Annotated in this window: 14 protein-coding genes; 6 read left to right on the top strand and 8 right to left on the bottom strand. The window is 66.4% G+C overall.

Annotated elements, in window-relative coordinates; all coding sequences use genetic code 11:
* Window positions 1–38 precede the first annotated feature (38 nt).
* Window positions 39–1,220: an aminotransferase class V-fold PLP-dependent enzyme gene (locus HLH45_RS05590; RefSeq protein WP_008571525.1), complete on the top strand. Its 1,182-nt coding sequence runs from the start codon at window positions 39–41 to the stop codon at window positions 1,218–1,220.
* A gap of 191 nt (window positions 1,221–1,411) precedes the next feature.
* Here the strand turns inward: HLH45_RS05590 and HLH45_RS05585 are convergent, their stop codons facing one another.
* Genes HLH45_RS05585 through HLH45_RS05570 form a run of 4 tightly spaced genes read right to left on the bottom strand, consistent with a single transcriptional unit; the run spans window position 1,412 to window position 5,257 of the window.
* Complete coding sequence (locus tag HLH45_RS05585; protein ID WP_014088983.1) at window positions 1,412–2,884, bottom strand: ABC transporter permease/substrate-binding protein; 1,473 nt, start codon at window positions 2,882–2,884, stop codon at window positions 1,412–1,414.
* Complete coding sequence (locus HLH45_RS05580) at window positions 2,881–3,618, bottom strand: ATP-binding cassette domain-containing protein (RefSeq protein WP_011345900.1); 738 nt, start codon at window positions 3,616–3,618, stop codon at window positions 2,881–2,883. The genes HLH45_RS05585 and HLH45_RS05580 overlap by 4 nt, the downstream gene beginning before the upstream one ends.
* Window positions 3,619–3,666: 48 nt before the next feature.
* Window positions 3,667–4,062, bottom strand: coding sequence for an EF-hand domain-containing protein (locus HLH45_RS05575; protein WP_046932009.1), 396 nt, complete (start codon window positions 4,060–4,062; stop codon window positions 3,667–3,669).
* A complete protein-coding gene (locus tag HLH45_RS05570; RefSeq protein WP_011345898.1) occupies window positions 4,052–5,257 on the bottom strand; it encodes a DesA family fatty acid desaturase in 1,206 nt (401 codons plus the stop codon). Before HLH45_RS05570 ends, HLH45_RS05575 begins: the two co-directional genes overlap by 11 nt.
* 147 nt (window positions 5,258–5,404) lie before the next feature.
* On the opposite strand from HLH45_RS05570, the gene HLH45_RS05565 reads away from it, so the two are divergent.
* A complete protein-coding gene (locus tag HLH45_RS05565) occupies window positions 5,405–6,250 on the top strand; it encodes an ABC transporter ATP-binding protein (RefSeq protein ID WP_008575021.1) in 846 nt (281 codons plus the stop codon).
* Window positions 6,251–6,446: 196 nt separating this feature from the next.
* On the top strand, window positions 6,447–7,454 hold the full coding sequence (locus tag HLH45_RS05560; RefSeq protein WP_008575022.1) for a TIGR00266 family protein: 1,008 nt from the start codon (window positions 6,447–6,449) through the stop codon (window positions 7,452–7,454).
* A gap of 28 nt (window positions 7,455–7,482) precedes the next feature.
* Here the strand turns inward: HLH45_RS05560 and HLH45_RS05555 are convergent, their stop codons facing one another.
* Window positions 7,483–8,856, bottom strand: coding sequence for an amidohydrolase (locus HLH45_RS05555; protein ID WP_008575023.1), 1,374 nt, complete (start codon window positions 8,854–8,856; stop codon window positions 7,483–7,485).
* A 174-nt stretch (window positions 8,857–9,030) separates the two neighbouring features.
* On the opposite strand from HLH45_RS05555, the gene HLH45_RS05550 reads away from it, so the two are divergent.
* Window positions 9,031–10,074, top strand: coding sequence for a patatin-like phospholipase family protein (locus tag HLH45_RS05550; RefSeq protein ID WP_008575024.1), 1,044 nt, complete (start codon window positions 9,031–9,033; stop codon window positions 10,072–10,074).
* A 405-nt stretch (window positions 10,075–10,479) separates the two neighbouring features.
* Here the strand turns inward: HLH45_RS05550 and HLH45_RS05545 are convergent, their stop codons facing one another.
* Together HLH45_RS05545 and HLH45_RS05540 are read right to left on the bottom strand one after the other, a co-directional pair.
* Window positions 10,480–12,678, bottom strand: coding sequence for a TonB-dependent siderophore receptor (locus HLH45_RS05545; RefSeq protein WP_008575025.1), 2,199 nt, complete (start codon window positions 12,676–12,678; stop codon window positions 10,480–10,482).
* A gap of 292 nt (window positions 12,679–12,970) precedes the next feature.
* Window positions 12,971–13,453 (bottom strand): Lrp/AsnC family transcriptional regulator, encoded by a 483-nt coding sequence (locus tag HLH45_RS05540; protein WP_003490476.1) that lies wholly within the window; start codon window positions 13,451–13,453, stop codon window positions 12,971–12,973.
* A gap of 127 nt (window positions 13,454–13,580) precedes the next feature.
* On the opposite strand from HLH45_RS05540, the gene phhA reads away from it, so the two are divergent.
* Complete coding sequence (phhA, locus tag HLH45_RS05535) at window positions 13,581–14,471, top strand: phenylalanine 4-monooxygenase (protein ID WP_008575026.1); 891 nt, start codon at window positions 13,581–13,583, stop codon at window positions 14,469–14,471.
* A gap of 137 nt (window positions 14,472–14,608) precedes the next feature.
* Window positions 14,609–15,253 (top strand): DMP19 family protein, encoded by a 645-nt coding sequence (locus tag HLH45_RS05530; protein ID WP_008575027.1) that lies wholly within the window; start codon window positions 14,609–14,611, stop codon window positions 15,251–15,253.
* A gap of 226 nt (window positions 15,254–15,479) precedes the next feature.
* Here the strand turns inward: HLH45_RS05530 and HLH45_RS05525 are convergent, their stop codons facing one another.
* Window positions 15,480–16,592 (bottom strand): GDSL-type esterase/lipase family protein, encoded by a 1,113-nt coding sequence (locus HLH45_RS05525; RefSeq protein WP_031420598.1) that lies wholly within the window; start codon window positions 16,590–16,592, stop codon window positions 15,480–15,482.
* Window positions 16,593–16,784: the final 192 nt, after the last annotated feature.

Here is a 16,784-nt window from a genome sequence, read left to right as displayed (position 1 = left end):
CGTGTGGGCAGCGTGGCAGCCAGCGGTAAGCTGTGGGCATGTCATCGCCATCTCTGTCCAGTACGCTTGCTGGGCCCCTCGCGTGGGCCCAGCGTCAGCAGGCGTTCGCGCTGCCTTCCGGGGTCATCCATCTGGATGCGGCGTCGCGTGGTCCGTTGTTGCGCGCCATGCAGACCGTTGCGCACCAGGCGGTCGATGCAATGGCCACACCATGGCGGTTGCCGTTCGATACCTGGTTACAGCAGATCGAGCAGGTGCGCGGACTTGCGGCCGCGCTATTGGACGGCGATGCCGATGCGGTGGCCATGGTGCCCTCGGCCGCGCACGGCCTGGCCACGGCCGCGCGCAATCTGCCTGTGCAAGCCGGCGACGCAGTGCTGGTGCTGGAAGGGCAATTTCCGTCCAATCTGTTGATCTGGCAGCGCCGCTGCGCAGAGACCGGTGCGCATCTGGTGGCGGTGCCCGCCACCGCTGGCGGCAGCTTGACCGATGCAGTGCTGCAGACCATTGCCGACACGCCTGCGCTGCGGATTGCCAGCTTGCCGCATGCGTACTGGCTGGACGGGCGAATGCTGGATCTGGACCGCATCAGTGCCGCCATGCAGGCACGCGGCGCTGCCCTGGTGCTGGACTTGAGCCAGAGCCTTGGGGTGTTGCCACCGGATCTGCCGCGCTGGCAACCGGATTTCGTGGTCAGCGTCGGGCACAAATGGTTGCTCGGGCCGATGGGATTGGCATGGCTGTGGGTCGCGCCGCAGTGGCGCACGGACGGGCTGCCGATCGAAGAACACTGGATCGGCCGCGATGCGGGCAGCAGTTGGGAATTTCCGGTGGCCAGCGCGCCGCGGTATCGCAGCGGTGCACGCCGATTCGATGCGGGCGGGGTTGCCGACCCGTTGCGGGTCGCAATGGCCACGGTGGCCCTGCAACAACTCACCGCGTGGCAGCCGGCGCGCATCGCAGCGGCGTTGGGCGAGTTGACTGCGCATTGGGACGCCGCCCTGCAGGCGCGCGGCGTGGGCAGCTGGTGCACGCCCGGACATGCGCCGCATCTCACCGCACTGCAGCCGCCGGCAGCGGCATTGGATGCGGTGGCAACGGCGCTCGGCGCGAGTGGCGTGATCTGCACGCGTCGGCATGGACGTCTGCGCATCGCGCCACATTTGAGCGTGACCGACCACACGTTGTCACAGGTCATTGCAGCGCTGCCGGATGGGTGAGGCGGTGCGCAGGCATCGCGGGCCAGGCATCTGCAGCGGTACTGGTTGCAATACATGTACGCAGGCCAACGCGTCGTCAGGCAGCACCGGCAAGGCTCCATCGCAGGCCAGCGCGCTCTACGAACGACAATTGGCGCAAGGATCAGCGGCAGCGAAGCGGCGCGCTCGGTTTTCAGCGATTGAACGCCGCGTCACTGCCGCTGGCTGATCCGCAACCCACGCGGCGTTACCCATCGCTCGGCGCCTTCGAACACCGCCTGCACCAGCAGCGCAAGCACGGCAGCGGGAATGGCGCCTTCCAAAATCAGGCCGATATCGTCCAGGCGGATGCCGGTGAGAATCGGTTGGCCATAGCCGCCCGCACCGATCAGCGCACCCAGCGTGGCGGTGCCCACATTGATCACCGCCGCGGTCTGGATGCCGGCCACGATCGTGCGGCGGGCCAGCGGCAGTTCCACCCGCCACAGGCGTGTCCACGCGGGCAATCCGATGGCGTGCGCAGTCTGGCGCAGTTCGCGTGGGATCGAGGTCAGCCCTGCATGGGTGTTGCGCACGATCGGCAGCAGGCTATACAAGAACAGCGCGGCAATCGCCGGCTTGGCGCCGATGCCGAACAGCGGAATCATGAAGACGAATACCGCCAACGACGGCAGCGTCTGCAGCACACCGGTCAACGACAACACCACCTGCCCCAGACGTGGACGCCGCGCCGCCAGCACCCCCAACGGCAGCGCAAGCAGCAACGCCAGACCCAAAGAAATACCCACCAACGCCAGATGCTCGCGCGTATGCCGCAGCAGCCGCGTCAAACGCGAGTCCGTTTCAGAGGCCGGCGTGACGCCCAGCCAACGCGCGGCAACCGCCGCTTCGGACTGCCGCTCCAGTTTGACCTGTGCATTGAGCCGTTGCATGGTCGCTTCATCGATGCGTCCTTGCACCCCCCGCAAGGCCTGCAGCATCGCCGGCGAGCGGTGCGCCAGATCCTTGCGATACACAAAAATCGCCTGGTAGTCCGGGAAATAATGGCGGTCGTCGCGTAGCACCTGCAGCTGGTAATACGGAATTTCCGCATCGGTGCTGTACAGATCGGTGACCTCGATGGCGCCGCTCTGCAACGCGCGATAGGCCAGGTCGTGATCCAGCCCGGTCGCGGCCTGCGGCAGCGCGTACGCCGCGCGCACGCCCGGCCAGCCATCGGCGCGCTGCATGAACTCATTGCTCAGACCGATCTTGAGGGTGGGATGTCGTGCAAGATCCGACAACGAGGCGATACCCAATGCCTGCGCACGTTCGCGCTTCATACCGAAGGCATAGGTGTTCTGGAAACCCAGCGAATCGGTCATCGCCAGCCCGCGTGCGTCGAGTGCGGCACGCAGCTCGGCCTGGCTGGCGTTGGGCAGTTGCAGCAGCTCCTGTGCCAGCGTGCCGGTGTATTCGGCATACGCGTCTATCTGCCCGGTCTCCAGCGCCCGCCACAGGATGCGCGTGCCACCGAGTTGTGCGCGGTGCTGCACGTCTACACCATCACGTTTGCCGGCGGCGGTGGCGATTTCGCCAAGAATCACCGCTTCGGTGAAATTCTTCGACCCAATGGTGACCTGCGCGGCCTGCGCGCTAACACTGCAGATCAGCCACACCACGGCGATGAGCGCACGCGCCATCATGCGGCATCGCCAATGCTGCGCTGGGCGGTGAGAAAGCGCTGCACGAACGCATCGGCCGGCTGCTCCAGCAGATCGCGCGCACGGCCTTGCTGCACGATTCGGCCGGCGCGCATCAGCACCAGGTTGTCGGCCAGATAGGCGGCTTCGGCCACGTCATGCGTCACCAGCACCACGGTCTTGCCCAGCTGCGCGAACAGTTCGCGCATCTGCGCCTGCAGGTCGTAGCGCACGATGGGATCGAGCGCGCCGAGTGGTTCGTCGAGCAACAAGGCCGGCGGGTCCAGCATCAGTGCACGAATCAGCCCCACGCGCTGGCGTTGACCACCGGAGAGTTCGGCCGGGTAGCGCGCCAGCAACTGCGTTGGCAATTGGCACAGGGCGCACAAGACATCCAGACGCGCCTCGATGCGTTCCCGCGTCCAGCCCAGCGTCTGTGCCAGCAAGGTCACGTTGCTGCGTGCATCCAGATGCGGAAACAGGCCGCCTTCCTGGATGACGTAGCCGATGCGTTGCCGTTGCGCCTGCAGGTTGGCGCGCTGCAACGGGGTGCCGTCGAAAGCGACCGTGCCGCTGTCCGGCCACTCCAGCCCGACCAGCATGCGCAGCACGGTGGATTTGCCGGCGCCGCTCGGGCCGATCAATGCGGTCGTGATGCCGCTGGCAAACGTCAGCGAGACAGCATCGAGTGCGATGGCCTGGCCGTAGCGGCGGCTGACCCGGTCGAGAGTGAACATGCGGCCGAGCTTGCCGAACGCAGCGTCAGCCACGCGCGAAGGTGCGCATCAGCGGGGCGGCGCCAGCAGTTCGCGTGCACTCAGGTAGCCGTCGCCATCGGCATCCTGCCGCGCGAAGCGCGCGATCAAGGTGGCACGATGCGCCGCACGGGTGATCGGCTTGCCGCGACGGCCCGGCAGTTCATCGCCTTGCAGCACGCCATCGTGATCGGTATCGCGTTGATCGAAGGCGTAGCTCATCCAGGCCAGATATTCGTCCAGGCTCACCCGCCCATCGCCATCGGTATCCATGCGCTGCAGATATTGCTGGCTGTCCTGGACCTGGGCCTGCGCGGCAATCGCCGGCACACAGGCACACCACACGACCAGCAAGGCACGCACGATCACGCCACGCGCCCGGTGTATACGCACCACAGCGCGCCTGCCGCCCGGGTTACGCACCACTCAGCGCATACCCCTTGAGCCGCGCCGCATACGCCTGCAACGCGGCATTGCCGCTGGCCTCGGCCTCATGGCACCACTGCTGCAATTGCCGGAGCCGTTCGGACGCATCGTGGCTGCGCGCTTCCAGTACCGCGGTCAGCCGCGCACGGTACTCGACCAGCGTGCGCATGCGCGGACGCTGCGCCACCCATGCCTGCAACTGTGCACGCGCATCCGGCTTGAGCCAGCGCCCGTCGTCGACCAGGCCCTTGCGCAGGCGACGCGGCAGCAACTCGCGCAGCTTGGCGCCGGTGACGGCCGCCTCTTCGCGCAACGCCGGCTTGAGCACATTGCGCTGGTAGTCGGTCATGGCCTGGAACCGGTGCGAGAGCAGCGCCTTGAGCGTGTCGGCATCGGGCACGGCGATATTGGGGCGGATATCCAGCGACGGCGCCACCCGCAACACCTTGGCAAGGCCCAGTGCCTGCAAACCGCGAATGGCGACCCAACCGATATCCAGCTCCCAACGCCGCATCGAAAACCGCGCCGAGCTCGGGAAGGCATGATGGTTGTTATGCAATTCTTCGCCACCGATCCACAGCGCCCAGGGCGTGAGGTTGGTGGAGGTGTCGGCCGATTCGAAATTGCGATAGCCCCACCAGTGGCCCAGGCCGTTGACCACACCGGCGGCCCAGAACGGAATCCACGCCATCTGGATTGCCCACAACGCAATTCCCGGCAATCCGAACAACACCGAGTTGATCACCAGCAACGCCATCGGGCCGGCGTTGGCATGCGGCGTGTACAGATGCCGTTCGATCCAGTCGCTGGGCGCGCCCTTGCCGTATTGCTCGATGTCGGCACGCTCGGCACGCGCCTGCCGATACAGCTCCACACCGCGCCAGAACACCTGGCCGATGCCCTTGGTCTGCGGGCTGTGCGGGTCTTCCTCGGTCTCGACCTTGGCGTGATGCTTGCGATGGATCGCCACCCATTCGCGGGTGATCATCGAGGTGGTCAACCAGGTCCAGAAGCGGAAGAAATGCGCGATGGCCGGATGGAAATCCACACCGCGATGCGCCTGGCTGCGATGCAGGTACAAGGTCACTGCAAAGATGGTGAGCTGGGTGAAGACCAGCAGCACCGCCAGCATGCCCCACACGCCCAGCCCTGCCACGCCGGAAGTCAGAACGTCGATGATCGGATCGGACAACATCGGCATCTCCACAGCAGCGCTCTCCATTTGATGCAGACATGATGGGGGCGATCGCGGCAAACTTCACCCTTCGGATGCGTAGGGTTGCACCTACATTTCTAAAGCGGTTCAGACCCCCCTTCCCCACTTCCGTCTGCTGTCACCCGTATGACTGTTGCCACCGAACATGCTGCCGATTCCACTGTCGTTACCAACGCCGCCCCGCTGATCGAACTCGACCAGGCCAGCGTAATGCGCGGCCAGGTCCGGGTCCTGCATGCGCTGAGCCTGCGCATCGCGCTGGGGCAGCACACCGCGATCCTGGGGCCCAATGGCTGCGGCAAATCGTCCTTCATCAAATTGATCACGCGCGAGTTGTACCCGCTGGCGCGCGCCGACGGTCTGCCCGCAGTGAAGGTGATGGGACAAACGCGCTGGCAGGTGGATCGCCTGCGCTCGCAATTGGGCATCGTCACCGGCGATCTGAGCGTCAATCTGGCCGACATGCCCGGCCTGGATGTGGAAAGCGCGGTGCTCTCCGGATTCTTCGCCAGCTACGTGGTGCCGCCGCATCGCGAGATCAGCGACGACATGCGTGCACGCGCGCGCGAAGCGCTGGCGCTGGCGCGCGCATTGCCGTTGGTGGACCGGCAATTTGCGCAATTGTCGGCCGGCGAAACGCGCCGTGTGCTGATTGCGCGTGCGCTGGTCAATCGCCCGCAGGCGTTGCTGCTGGACGAGCCGTCCACCGGGCTGGATCTGGTGGCACGCCAGCACCTGCTCGAGACGATGCGGCACCTCGCCCGGCAAGGCATCACGCTGGTGCTGGTGACCCATCACATCGAAGAAATCGTGCCGGAGATCGAACGGGTGATCCTGCTGCGCGCCGGCAAGGTGGTGGCCGACGGCACGCGTGAGGCGCTGCTCACCGATGCCAGCCTGTCGGCCGTGTTCGATGGCCCGGTGCGGGTGCAGCGCAATGGCGCGCGCTGTTGGGCAACGGTGGGCGAGTAAGGGCCACCCACCCGCAGCTCGCGCAGGCCGTGTCCTTGCACGAGCTGCCGGCGATGCTCCGCATCGCGATGGCGAAGCGCTCCGGACGGGCGCACAACCGCGTCACAACCACGCTCTGCAGACATGACCTTGGACACGGGACGCCGCCGCGGCGCTTGCGCTTAGACTCGCCGCACACACAGACAGGAGTCGTCCGATGGCCCAGTGGTATTTCCATAACCCCGGACAGGCCGACCGTCTCGGCCCGCTCGACGATGCCAGCGCCCGCGCGCATGCGCAGCGCCAACCCGATGCGCTGGCCTGGCGCGACGGGCTCGATGGCTGGACGCCGGCCCGCCAGCTGGCCGAGCTGCAGGGCAGCGGTAGCGCGCCGCCGCCGTTGACCGGCATGAGCGGGCGCGCAGATGAGATCGACTACCGCATCGTCGGCAACGACATGCAGTTCGTCGAAGTCGAGCTGGACCCCGGCGAAAGCGCCATCGCCGAGGCCGGTGCGCTGATGTACAAGGACGCGGCGGTGCAGATGGACACCGTGTTCGGCGACGGCTCGCATGCCGGTCAAAGTGGCGGCGGGCTGATGGGCAAGCTGCTGTCGGCCGGCAAACGCGTGGTCACCGGCGAAAGCATGTTCACCACCGTGTTCACCCACGCCGGCAGCGGCAAGGCCAAGGTCGCTTTCGCCGCGCCCTACCCGGGCACGGTGCTGGCGCTGCGCCTGTCCGAGCATGGCGGCCAGCTGATCTGCCAGAAGGACAGCTTTTTGGCCGGCGCGCGCGGGGTGTCGCTGGGCATCGCCTTCCAGCGCAAGATCCTCACCGGCCTGTTCGGCGGCGAGGGCTTCATCATGCAGAAGCTCGAAGGCGACGGCTGGGTGTTCGTACATGCCGGCGGCACGGTCGTCGAACGCGAGCTGGGCCCGGGCGAGCGTATCGACGTGGACACCGGCTGCGTGGTGGCCTACCACGCCGGCGTGGACATGGACGTGCGCCGCGTTGCGGGCCTGAAGAGCATGTTCTTCGGCGGCGAAGGCGTGTTCCTGGCCACCCTCACCGGCCCGGGCAAGGTCTGGCTGCAATCGCTGCCGTTCTCGCGCATGGCCGGCCGCATGCTGCAGGCCGCCCCGCAAGCCGGCGGCCAACAGCGCGGCGAAGGCTCGGTGCTGGGCGGCCTGGGGCGGTTGCTGGATGGCGATAACCGCTTCTGACCTACATCCCGGCGCGGCCGCGCCCATCTCAGGAGGGCGGCGGCATCACGTTCATCACCGCCAGTGTCATCGCTTCCACGCCGGTCCGGATGCTTGGCTGCGGCACCGGCGCGAAGTCCGGCGAATGGTTCACCGGAATGCGCTCGCCCGTTTGCCGGGCCTGCTGCAGCCACTGCGGATCGAGTCCACCGATGCCGAAGTAGAACGACGGCACGCCGGCAGCGACGAAGGCCGAATAGTCTTCGCTGGCGGCACTCGGTTCGCGCTGGCGCTCGGCATCGACCCCGAACGCCTGCGCGAAAACCGCCCCGGTACGCTCGGCCAGCGCTGCATCGTTGATCACCGCCCTGGACCCGCGCTCGCCCAGGGCGATCTGCGGTACCGGCGCGCCGGCCATCTGAGCACTGGCCAGCGCGGTACGTCGCACGCCGTCGAGCAGCTTGTCGCGCACCTGAGGGTCGTGGCTGCGGATGGTGCCGCGCAGCTGCGCGCGGTCGGGGATGACGTTGCCGGCCGTGCCGGCGTTGAACGCTCCAATGCTGACCACGCCAAACGCAGCCGGGTCTTTTTCGCGACTGATCACGCTCTGCACATCGACAACGAAGCGCGCCGCGATCAGGATCGGATCGATCGTCGCGGCGGGCATCGCCCCATGCCCGCCCTTGCCTTGGAACACCACCTCCAGCGCATCGGAGTTGGAGGTCACCGCCCCGGCCTTGTAGAACACATGGCCGTAGGCGTCCGGGCCGACATGCAGGGCAAAGCCGTAGTCCGGCTTGCCGAACCGGGCGAACAGGCCATCGTCAAGCATCGCCTGCGCACCGCGACCCTTTTCCTCCGCTGGTTGGGCGATGAACATCAGCGTGCCGCGCCATTGGGCGCGCAGCTGCACCAAGGTTGCGGCCGTGCCGGCCCAGGCCGCCATGTGAATGTCGTGACCGCAGGTATGCGCCACATAGGTATCGCGGTCACTGGACTGCAGATGGACGTCGCTGGCGTACGCCAGCCCCGTGGTTTCCCGCATCGGCAACGCATCTAGTTCAGTGCGCACCATGATCGTGGGGCCGGGGCCATTGTGATACATCGCCACCAGCCCGGTCCGGCCAATACCCGCGCTGACATGAAACCCCAGCGCGCGCATTTCCTTGGCCAGCCGTTGCGCAGTCGCGGTTTCCTCGAAGCCCAGTTCGGGGTGCTGGTGCACGGTCCGGTATAGCGCCTCCCAACGTGGATAGTCCCGATCCAGAATGCCATCGACCTGCCGCTTGACCGCTACCGCGTCCAGCGCATGACAGGGCGATGCGGCTAGCAGCAGTGACAGTGCCAGTCCACGCAGCGGACACCGCGCAGACGCGTGATCGAAGATGCTGCTGCTGCAGACTGTGCGTTTGGCCGAGTCCATGCCCTACGGTACCAACGCAAGGACGCCCGATACCATCAGGGCAGGCGAGGTGTGCGCGCAGCGCGCAATATCTGCGCATGACGCCCTGCCGCCCGCCGCCAATGCAGACCGGCGGCCAGGGCTGCGGCGTGTATGCTGCGCCGCTGTCCACATCGCGCCCTGTGCACGCTCGCCATGACCGCCTTTCCTAGCAAGTGCCTCCTGTTGTCCCTGTCCCTGTCACTGGCCGGGCTGCTCAGCGCCTGCGGGGGCGAGCCACGCCCGGCGACACCGGCGCCGGTGGTGCAGGCACCTTCGGCCGCAGCCCCCAAGCCCATCAAGATCGGCGTCGCGCTCGGTGGTGGTGCGGCCAAGGGCTTTGCGCATATCGGGGTGATCAAGATGCTCGAGGCCAACGGCTTCGCACCGGTGGTGGTGTCTGGCACCAGCGCCGGCAGCGTGGTGGGCGCGTTGTATGCCAGCGGCATGGATGCGTTCCAAATGCAGGAAAAGGCCGTCGCGCTCGACCAGACCAGCATCCGCGATGTGCGGCTGTTTTCCGGTGGGCTGGTGCAGGGCCAGAAGCTGCAGGACTACGTCAACGAGCAGCTCGGCGGCAAGCCGATCGAAAAACTGCGCAAGCCGTTCGCGGCGGTCGCCACGCGGCTGGAAGATGGCGAGCGTACCGTGTTCGTGCGCGGTAATGCCGGCCAGGCGGTACGCGCGTCCAGCAGCATTCCGGGTGTATTCGAACCGGTGACCATCGGCAAATACCACTTCGTCGATGGTGGCGTGGTCAGCCCGGTGCCGGTGGATGCAGCGCGCCAGTTGGGTGCCGAATTTGTGGTGGCGGTGGATATCTCCAGCAAGGCCAGCGGCAAGAATCCGGGTGACCTGCTGGGCACGGTGAACCAGTCGATCTCGATCATGGGCCAGCGCCTGGGCGAGGCCGAACTCAAACGTGCCGACGTGGTCATTCGCCCGAAGGTCAACGAGATCGGCTCGGCCGATTTCAACCAGCGTGCTGCGGCGATCCTCGAAGGCGAGCGCGCCGCAATGGCGGTGATGCCGCAGATTCGCGCCAAGATTGCGCAACTGCAGGCCGCGCGCAGCAGCGCAGTCCGGACCGCCGCCGACCAGGCCAAAGCGGCCAAGCAACAGGCGTACGAGCGCTGCCTGGAACAACGCTCGCGTTGGGAAAAATTGCGTGGCAAGGACCAGGCCTGCGTGGCACCGTGATGCGGCTGCGGTGCGAGGCGATCCGCAGTTGATGCCGGTGCCGCGCGAGCTCATGCGGAACTGAGCGGGCGTGGGCGCCTGGTTCGAGACGCGCGCATTTAGACCAGATGCGTGGGGCGACTGCGTTATTGATGCCTTGTGCTGATGTCCTGAGGGTGGCCGGACAAGGTCGCGGCCTGAGCCGCTTCGACGACGGCGTGGCGGTTCTTTCGGGTGCGCTGAGACGTGTCGGATGGGCGCGCGGCCGGGGCCGCTCCGACCGGGGCGGGGGTCTTTGGGTGTATCGGCGACGTCGGCACGGCCGGCACCGCGCTTGTAGGAGCGGCCCTGGCCGCGAGGCCTTATCGGTAGCAACGCCTGGACTTGATGGGCAATGTCTCAAGCCCAGACGTCATCGGCAATGCCTCAATACCGCCAACGCAGCGACACGCTGACAAAGCGCGGTTCGCCGTAGTTCTGATAATCCAGATTCGCCCAATAGGTCTTGTCGAACGCATTGCGCACCGCCAGCGTGGCGGTCCATTGGTCGCTGATGCGGTAGTTGGCGTTGAAATGCACCAGCGCGTACGGGTTCTGCACCACCGTGACCGGGGTGGTGGCGCCAGTGCCGTCGCCGGTGGGGCGCGCGATATTGAAGCCGCGCACCGCGCTCTGCCAGCTCACGCCGCCGCCGATGCTCAAGCGGTCCCACGTCCCCGGCAGGCGCCACTGGGTGGAGAGCTGCAGATAATCTTCGGGCAGGTTGGCGTAGATCGCATCGGTCGGCGCGCGGGTGACCTTGACGTGGGTATAGCCAGCGTTGATGGTCCAGCCGGGCAGCACTTCGCCATTGAAGTCCACTTCCCATCCGCGGCTCTTGGTGCCGTCCACGCCGATGTACGCAGAGCTGCCATCCGGCAGCGAGGCTTCCGGCTGGGTCATGTCGCGCACCGCGTAGTTGTCCTGCTTGGCCTCGAACACGGCAGCAGTGGCCATCGCATGACCATCGAACAACTGCGCCTTGATGCCGGCTTCCAGGTTGGAGCCTTCCACCGGTGCGAGCAGGTTGTTGTCCTTGTCGCGGTAGTTCTGCGGATTGAAGATTTCGGTGTAGCTGGCGTACACCGACACATCCGGCACGATGTCGTAGACCAGACCCACGTACGGGGTGACTTCGTCGCTGACGTCATAACGGCCGCTGGTGCCGGTGTAGCTGCCGCTGGCATTGAACGCCTGGGTGCGGGTCTCCCACGAACTCAGTCGCGCGCCGGCAATCAACGACAGCGGGTCGGCCAGCCGCAAGCGCGTGGAGGCATACACGCCGCGCTGGGTGGTGCGTGCCTGGCGACGCGCACCGGTGCGCGTATAGGTCACTTCCGAAGCGTCGCCATTCCAATGGCGGATGTTGGGAATGAAATAGCAACGTTCGCTGCCGCAGGTGGCCCAGTCGTCGGGATAGGTCTGCGCCAGGGTATAGGTGGTCGATTGCAGGTCCTGCCAGCTGCCGCCGATCACCACATCGTGCTGGCGGCCGAACAGGGCGAATCCGCCGGACAGATACACGTCCACGCTATCGCGCGTGTCCTGCGTTTCGCCAGCGTTGGCGCGCAGAAACACGCCGCTGCCATCGGCGGCCGGGTAACCGGTGCCGTAGACGCGCAGGCTCTGCACGGCGCCCTTGGTGTGGGCGGCGTTGACGCGCAGTAACCAGTCCTGCCCGAAGCGTTGTTCCAGGTTGGCAAACGCGGTGCTGGTTTCGCGCTGCCAGCGGGTCCATTCCGGCGCCATGTTGGTCGAGCGCGACAGGTTGGCGAAGGAGCCGTCGGCCGCGAAGAACGGCACCGTGCCCCAGGTCGAGCCGACGGGGGTGTTGTCCTGGCGCTGATAGCCGACGGTGAGCGTGGTGCTGTCGGTCAGATCGCCTTCCAGCACTGCCATGCCCGACATCTTGTTGTCGTGGTACCGGTCGTAGTAGTAATCGCGGTCTTGCCAGGCCGCGACCACTCGGCTGCGCCAGCGCCCGTCTTCGGTCAGCGGCGCATTGACGTCGGCCTGCATGCGGCGGAAATCCCAGGTGCCGGCACTGACTGCAAACGAGGCATCGAAGTCCTTGCCCGGGCGCTTGCGCAGCAGGTTGACCGTGGCCGAGGGAATGCCGGCGCCGGTGAGCAGGCCGTTGGCGCCGCGGATCACCTCGATGCGGTCGTAGAAGACCGTGTCGTATTCCTGGTTGGTCGCACCGCTGTAGGTGGGCAGGCCATCGACCTGGAAGTCGGTGATCTGGAAACCGCGCGCGAAATACAGCGGGCGCTGGGTGTCGTAGAAGGACACGTTGACGCCGGTGACGTTGCGCATCACATCGTCGATGCTGAACAGCGATTGCTCTTCCAGGCGCTGCAGCCCGATCACGCTCACCGATTGCGGCGTTTCCTGCAAGGTCAGCGGCAGGCGTGTGGTGGTGGCCGGCTGCGCGCGGCTCACCGTGCCGTTGACGCTGACCTGGTCGAGCGTCGTGGCGTTGGTCGCGTCGGCGGATTCGGCGGCATGGGCGGCGGGAGCCAAGGTCGACAGCGCGCACAGCAGCGCGGCAGGCAACAAGCCAAGGGGAGCGATGGCAGCAGACATGGGGCGTTCTCGTCGATCGCTGCGGACGCAGCGCGTCACGCAACAGGGAAAGGCACAGGCACACGCGGGCGTCCACTCGAACCGGCTGGCTGACCCTGCATGGGCTGGCGATGCGACACGAACGACATGGCCGGACGCGGCCAGGATGTGAGGTAAATGTAAATCGTTATCGTTTATGTGGCAAGCAGCACGTTTCTTGCGTCCGCCTGGAAACCGGCGCAACGCCGGTGCGTCTTGCCGGCTGCGGCATGCGAGCGCGCCCTACCCTACCGGCACGCGGCTGGTTTGCACCTCAGGCCAGATGCGACAGCGGCAGACCTTCCGGCGCCTTCACCGTGCGCAGCACGAAGCTGGAATTCACATCCGACACGCCGGTGGCATTGAGCAGGCGATCGAGCAGAAACCGCGAGAAGTGTTCCAGGTCGCGGACCTGTACCTGCAGCAGGTAATCCATGTCGCCGGTCAGCGCCCAACACGCCACCACCTCGTCCCAGCCGCGCACGCCCTCGGCGAAATGCTCGATGTCGGCCTGCCCGTGCTGCTCCAGCTGCACGCGCACGAACGCCTGCAAGCCCAGCCCCAGCGCGCGCGCGTCCAGGCGCGCGCCATAGCCGGCGATGATGCCGGCCGCCTCCAGCCGCTGGGTGCGGCGCAGGCACGCCGACGCCGACAGATTGACCTGCACGGCCAGCTCCGCATTACTGCTGCGCCCCTGCGTCTGCAGCAGGGCGAGCAGACGCAAATCGGTGCGGTCCAGGGCGATGGGTTGATCCATATGTTGCGCAGCAGCAGACGATGACGCACGAATCTTGCGCCGATCCGCTTGCACCGCGCAAGATTCGCAATCCCGTTGCGCGCACATCCGGCTAAGGTGACGGCTGATCACCGGGAAGAGCCGCTGCATGAATACCGCCCCGCAACGCGTCGAAAACCAGCTCACCGACAAAGGCTATGTGCCGGTCTACACCACCGCGGTCGTGGAGCAGCCGTGGGACAGCTACAGCGCCGACGATCACGCCACCTGGGGCACCTTGTATCGGCGCCAGCGCGAGCTGCTGGTGGGCCGCGCCTGCGACGAGTTCCTGCAGGCGCAGGACGCGATGGGCATGGGCGAAACGCACATCCCGCGCTTCGATGCGCTCAATCGCGTGCTGCAGGCGGCCACCGGCTGGACCCTGGTCGGCGTGCAGGGCCTGCTGCCGGAACTGGACTTTTTCGAACATCTGGCCAACAAACGCTTTCCGGTGACGTGGTGGATCCGCCGGCCCGATCAGATCGATTACATCGCCGAACCCGATCTGTTCCATGACCTGTTCGGCCACGTGCCGTTGTTGATGAACCCGCTGTTTGCCGACTTCATGCAGGCCTATGGCCGCGGCGGGGTCAAGGCGCACGGCATCGGCCCGGACGCGCTGCAGAACCTCACCCGGCTGTACTGGTACACGGTGGAATTCGGTCTGATCGACACGCCACAGGGCCTGCGCATCTACGGTGCCGGCATCGTGTCGTCCAAGGGCGAATCGCTGTATTCGCTGGAATCGCCGGCACCCAACCGCATCGGGTTCGACCTGCAACGCATCATGCGCACGCGCTACCGCATCGACAGCTTCCAGAAGACCTATTTCGTCATCGACAGCTTTGCGCAGCTGATGGAGGCCACCGCGCCGGACTTCACCCCGATCTATGCCGAGCTTGCGCAGCAACCGCAGGTGCCGGCGGGTGACGTGCTGCCGGGCGATCGGGTGATCCAACGCGGCAGCGGCGAGGGTTGGAGCCGCGACGGCGACGTGTGAGGCTGCTGCCGAGGTCACGCCGACCAACCGCTGCGCGGCGGTGCGGCGCGGTCACGATGCCGCGATGTGACCTGCATCGACTCGACACCACCGCCGACGCGCACTAAGGTCAAACCTCCCTACATCGCCTTCGCTCAATGGACCTGACGCATCTGCGCATCCGGCGCTTGGAGCTGGACGACACCCGCCTGCTGTTCACCCTGGCCAACGGCATCCGCATCGACGAGCCCATCCAGGCGCATCGGCTCCTGCTCAAGGCATCGCCGCCGCAACGCGCGCAATGGCAGATCACCGAGGACGGCTTCGGGGTGAACTGGCCCGCGGTGGCGCCTCCCACCGCGGAGGGCCTGCTCAACATGCCCGAGTTGCTGTGGCGCCGCCGCGCTGCCCGCGCCCAGGCCAAGCTCGCCCAGTTGCGCGGGCGCATGGATGCGCTGTCGCCGGGCGAACGCGAACTGATCGCGCTGGCGCGGCTGGATGCGGACATGAACGAGAGCGGCTACGCCCGCTATTTCGACCGCTGGGATGCGGCGACCCGCAGCGATGCTTTGCGGGGTCTGGCCGCCATGGGCGCGGCGCAAGCGCGTCAAGCCATCGAGGGCCTGGGCGCGGTGTTCGAGCGCCTGGAAGAAGATCCGAATCTGCTCAGCATCGAAGACATTCTCGATGCCATGAGCGACACCGACCGCCAACGCGTGGACGGGTGGGAAGAGGTCTACTACCGCCGCTCGGCCGAACTGGCGCGCCTGGGGCTGACGCACTACGGGGTGGATAAGGCCTGACGGTGCTGGAAAGCTTGCATCGCTGGATGTCGGCCGCGACCACCCCTGACATGGTTTGTGCGCCGGCGTGATCGGCTGTCTGCCGTCGCTGGCTCCTGCCGCTGATCCACTGCAGCCATCTGCACGTGGAAGCAGGCGACTCGCAGGCTGGCCGTGCCTGATGACAACTCAGCCCATTTGAAAAACGCAGCGCTTCGTTGCAGCTGCGCTGTCTGGGGCGCGAGGGCTACTTGGATGCGGTGTACGCCAGCAACAGCACCAGCGGTTCTTCGCCGGTTTGCTGCAAGGCGTGCGTGCTGCCCGGCCGCGTCAACAACGCATCGCCAGCGGCGACGTTGTATTGCTTTCCGTCCAGCGCATATAAACCGCGCCCACTGACGATGTAATAAATCTCATCCTTGTCGTGCAGATGCAGGCCGATGCCGGCGCCCTTGTGCAGCACGCGTTTGCGCAGCACGAATTTCAGCGCCGGTGCATCTGCGAAGAACGGATACGCCGTGGTCGGGCCGGCGCCGCCATGCGGGCCGGGCTGTTCGCGGGCGAGATCGCGCTCGTGCACCACCAGCGAGGGATGCGCCTGCGCGGCGCGTTGCGCGCTGGTGTCGGGCGCAGCACCGCAATCGGCGTCGCGCTGCAGCTGCGCCTTGAGCGCCGGCTGCAGCTGCAACCAACCGTGCACCACCAGGCAGGCGATGGCGGTCGCGCCGGCGCGGCTGAAGTGGGTACCGTCGGCCTTGCCCTGTTCGGGCACGAACAGGAAATACGGTTTGGCCGCCTGCTCGCCGAGTGCGCGAATCCAGTCGCTGGAACTGGCGTTGAGATCGATCAAGCCAACGTGTTCCTGCGCGGCGAGTTGCTGCATCGCCAAGGTGTAGCGACCGTGGGTGTCGAGCAACGCGCCGAAGTCGTACAACAGCCGGGCGGCCGGCGTAATCAGGATGGGCGTCGCGCCTTTGTCGCGCGCAGTGGCGACATAGCGGCGCAGGAACTGCACGTAGTCGGTCGTGGGGTCGGTATAGCGCGTGGGGTCTTCGCGTTTGGCGTCGTTGTGGCCGAACTGGATCAGCAAGACATCGCCGCGCTGCAGTTCTTTTGCGATGGCATCCAGCCGCCCTTCGGCGATGAAACTGCGCGTGCTGCGGCCGCCCTTGGCGTGATTGCGCACCTGCCATTGCGCCGGGTCGAACCAGTCCTGCAGCAGTTGGCCCCAACCGGCTTGCGGCGCGCGCTCGGCGCCGTATTCGGCGGCGGTGGAATCGCCGGCGATGAAGATGCGGTGGGGTTCGGCGCGGGCGCTATTTGCGCAGAGCAGCAGCAATGCGAACAGCAGCAGACGCATGATGGGCTCCGGGAACAATGCTAAGGACACGACGCTGTTTCCTTCTCCCATCGGGAGAAGGTGCCCGAAGGGCGGATGAGGGTGCGGCGGCAAGGAAATGCTGGACGGCCGTCCTGTCTTCTCAAGCCCTTCAAGCCTCCCCCGTTCAAGCCAGCTGTCTTCCGCCTTATCCTCACCCCAACCCCTCTCCCG

The sequence above is a fragment of the Xanthomonas euvesicatoria genome (assembly GCF_013112235.1).
GTDB classification, from domain to species: Bacteria; Pseudomonadota; Gammaproteobacteria; order Xanthomonadales; family Xanthomonadaceae; genus Xanthomonas; species Xanthomonas euvesicatoria.
Note: the sequence above shows the minus strand (reverse complement) of the source record. Positions and strands in the feature narration are given on the sequence as shown.

Bases quoted from the DNA above. Each gene is read 5' to 3' on its own strand.
- HLH45_RS05580 (WP_011345900.1), bottom strand. From the start codon at position 3,618: ATGTTCACTCTCGACCGGGTCAGCCGCCGCTACGGCCAGGCCATCGCA.
- HLH45_RS05525 (WP_031420598.1), bottom strand. From the start codon at position 16,592: ATGCGTCTGCTGCTGTTCGCATTGCTGCTGCTCTGCGCAAATAGCGCC.
- HLH45_RS05590 (WP_008571525.1), top strand. From the start codon at position 39: ATGTCATCGCCATCTCTGTCCAGTACGCTTGCTGGGCCCCTCGCGTGG.
- HLH45_RS05570 (WP_011345898.1), bottom strand. From the start codon at position 5,257: ATGTTGTCCGATCCGATCATCGACGTTCTGACTTCCGGCGTGGCAGGG.
- phhA (WP_008575026.1), top strand. From the start codon at position 13,581: ATGAATACCGCCCCGCAACGCGTCGAAAACCAGCTCACCGACAAAGGC.
- HLH45_RS05550 (WP_008575024.1), top strand. From the start codon at position 9,031: ATGACCGCCTTTCCTAGCAAGTGCCTCCTGTTGTCCCTGTCCCTGTCA.
- HLH45_RS05565 (WP_008575021.1), top strand. From the start codon at position 5,405: ATGACTGTTGCCACCGAACATGCTGCCGATTCCACTGTCGTTACCAAC.
- HLH45_RS05530 (WP_008575027.1), top strand. From the start codon at position 14,609: ATGGACCTGACGCATCTGCGCATCCGGCGCTTGGAGCTGGACGACACC.
- HLH45_RS05555 (WP_008575023.1), bottom strand. From the start codon at position 8,856: ATGGACTCGGCCAAACGCACAGTCTGCAGCAGCAGCATCTTCGATCAC.
- HLH45_RS05585 (WP_014088983.1), bottom strand. From the start codon at position 2,884: ATGATGGCGCGTGCGCTCATCGCCGTGGTGTGGCTGATCTGCAGTGTT.
- HLH45_RS05545 (WP_008575025.1), bottom strand. From the start codon at position 12,678: ATGTCTGCTGCCATCGCTCCCCTTGGCTTGTTGCCTGCCGCGCTGCTG.
- HLH45_RS05540 (WP_003490476.1), bottom strand. From the start codon at position 13,453: ATGGATCAACCCATCGCCCTGGACCGCACCGATTTGCGTCTGCTCGCC.
- HLH45_RS05560 (WP_008575022.1), top strand. From the start codon at position 6,447: ATGGCCCAGTGGTATTTCCATAACCCCGGACAGGCCGACCGTCTCGGC.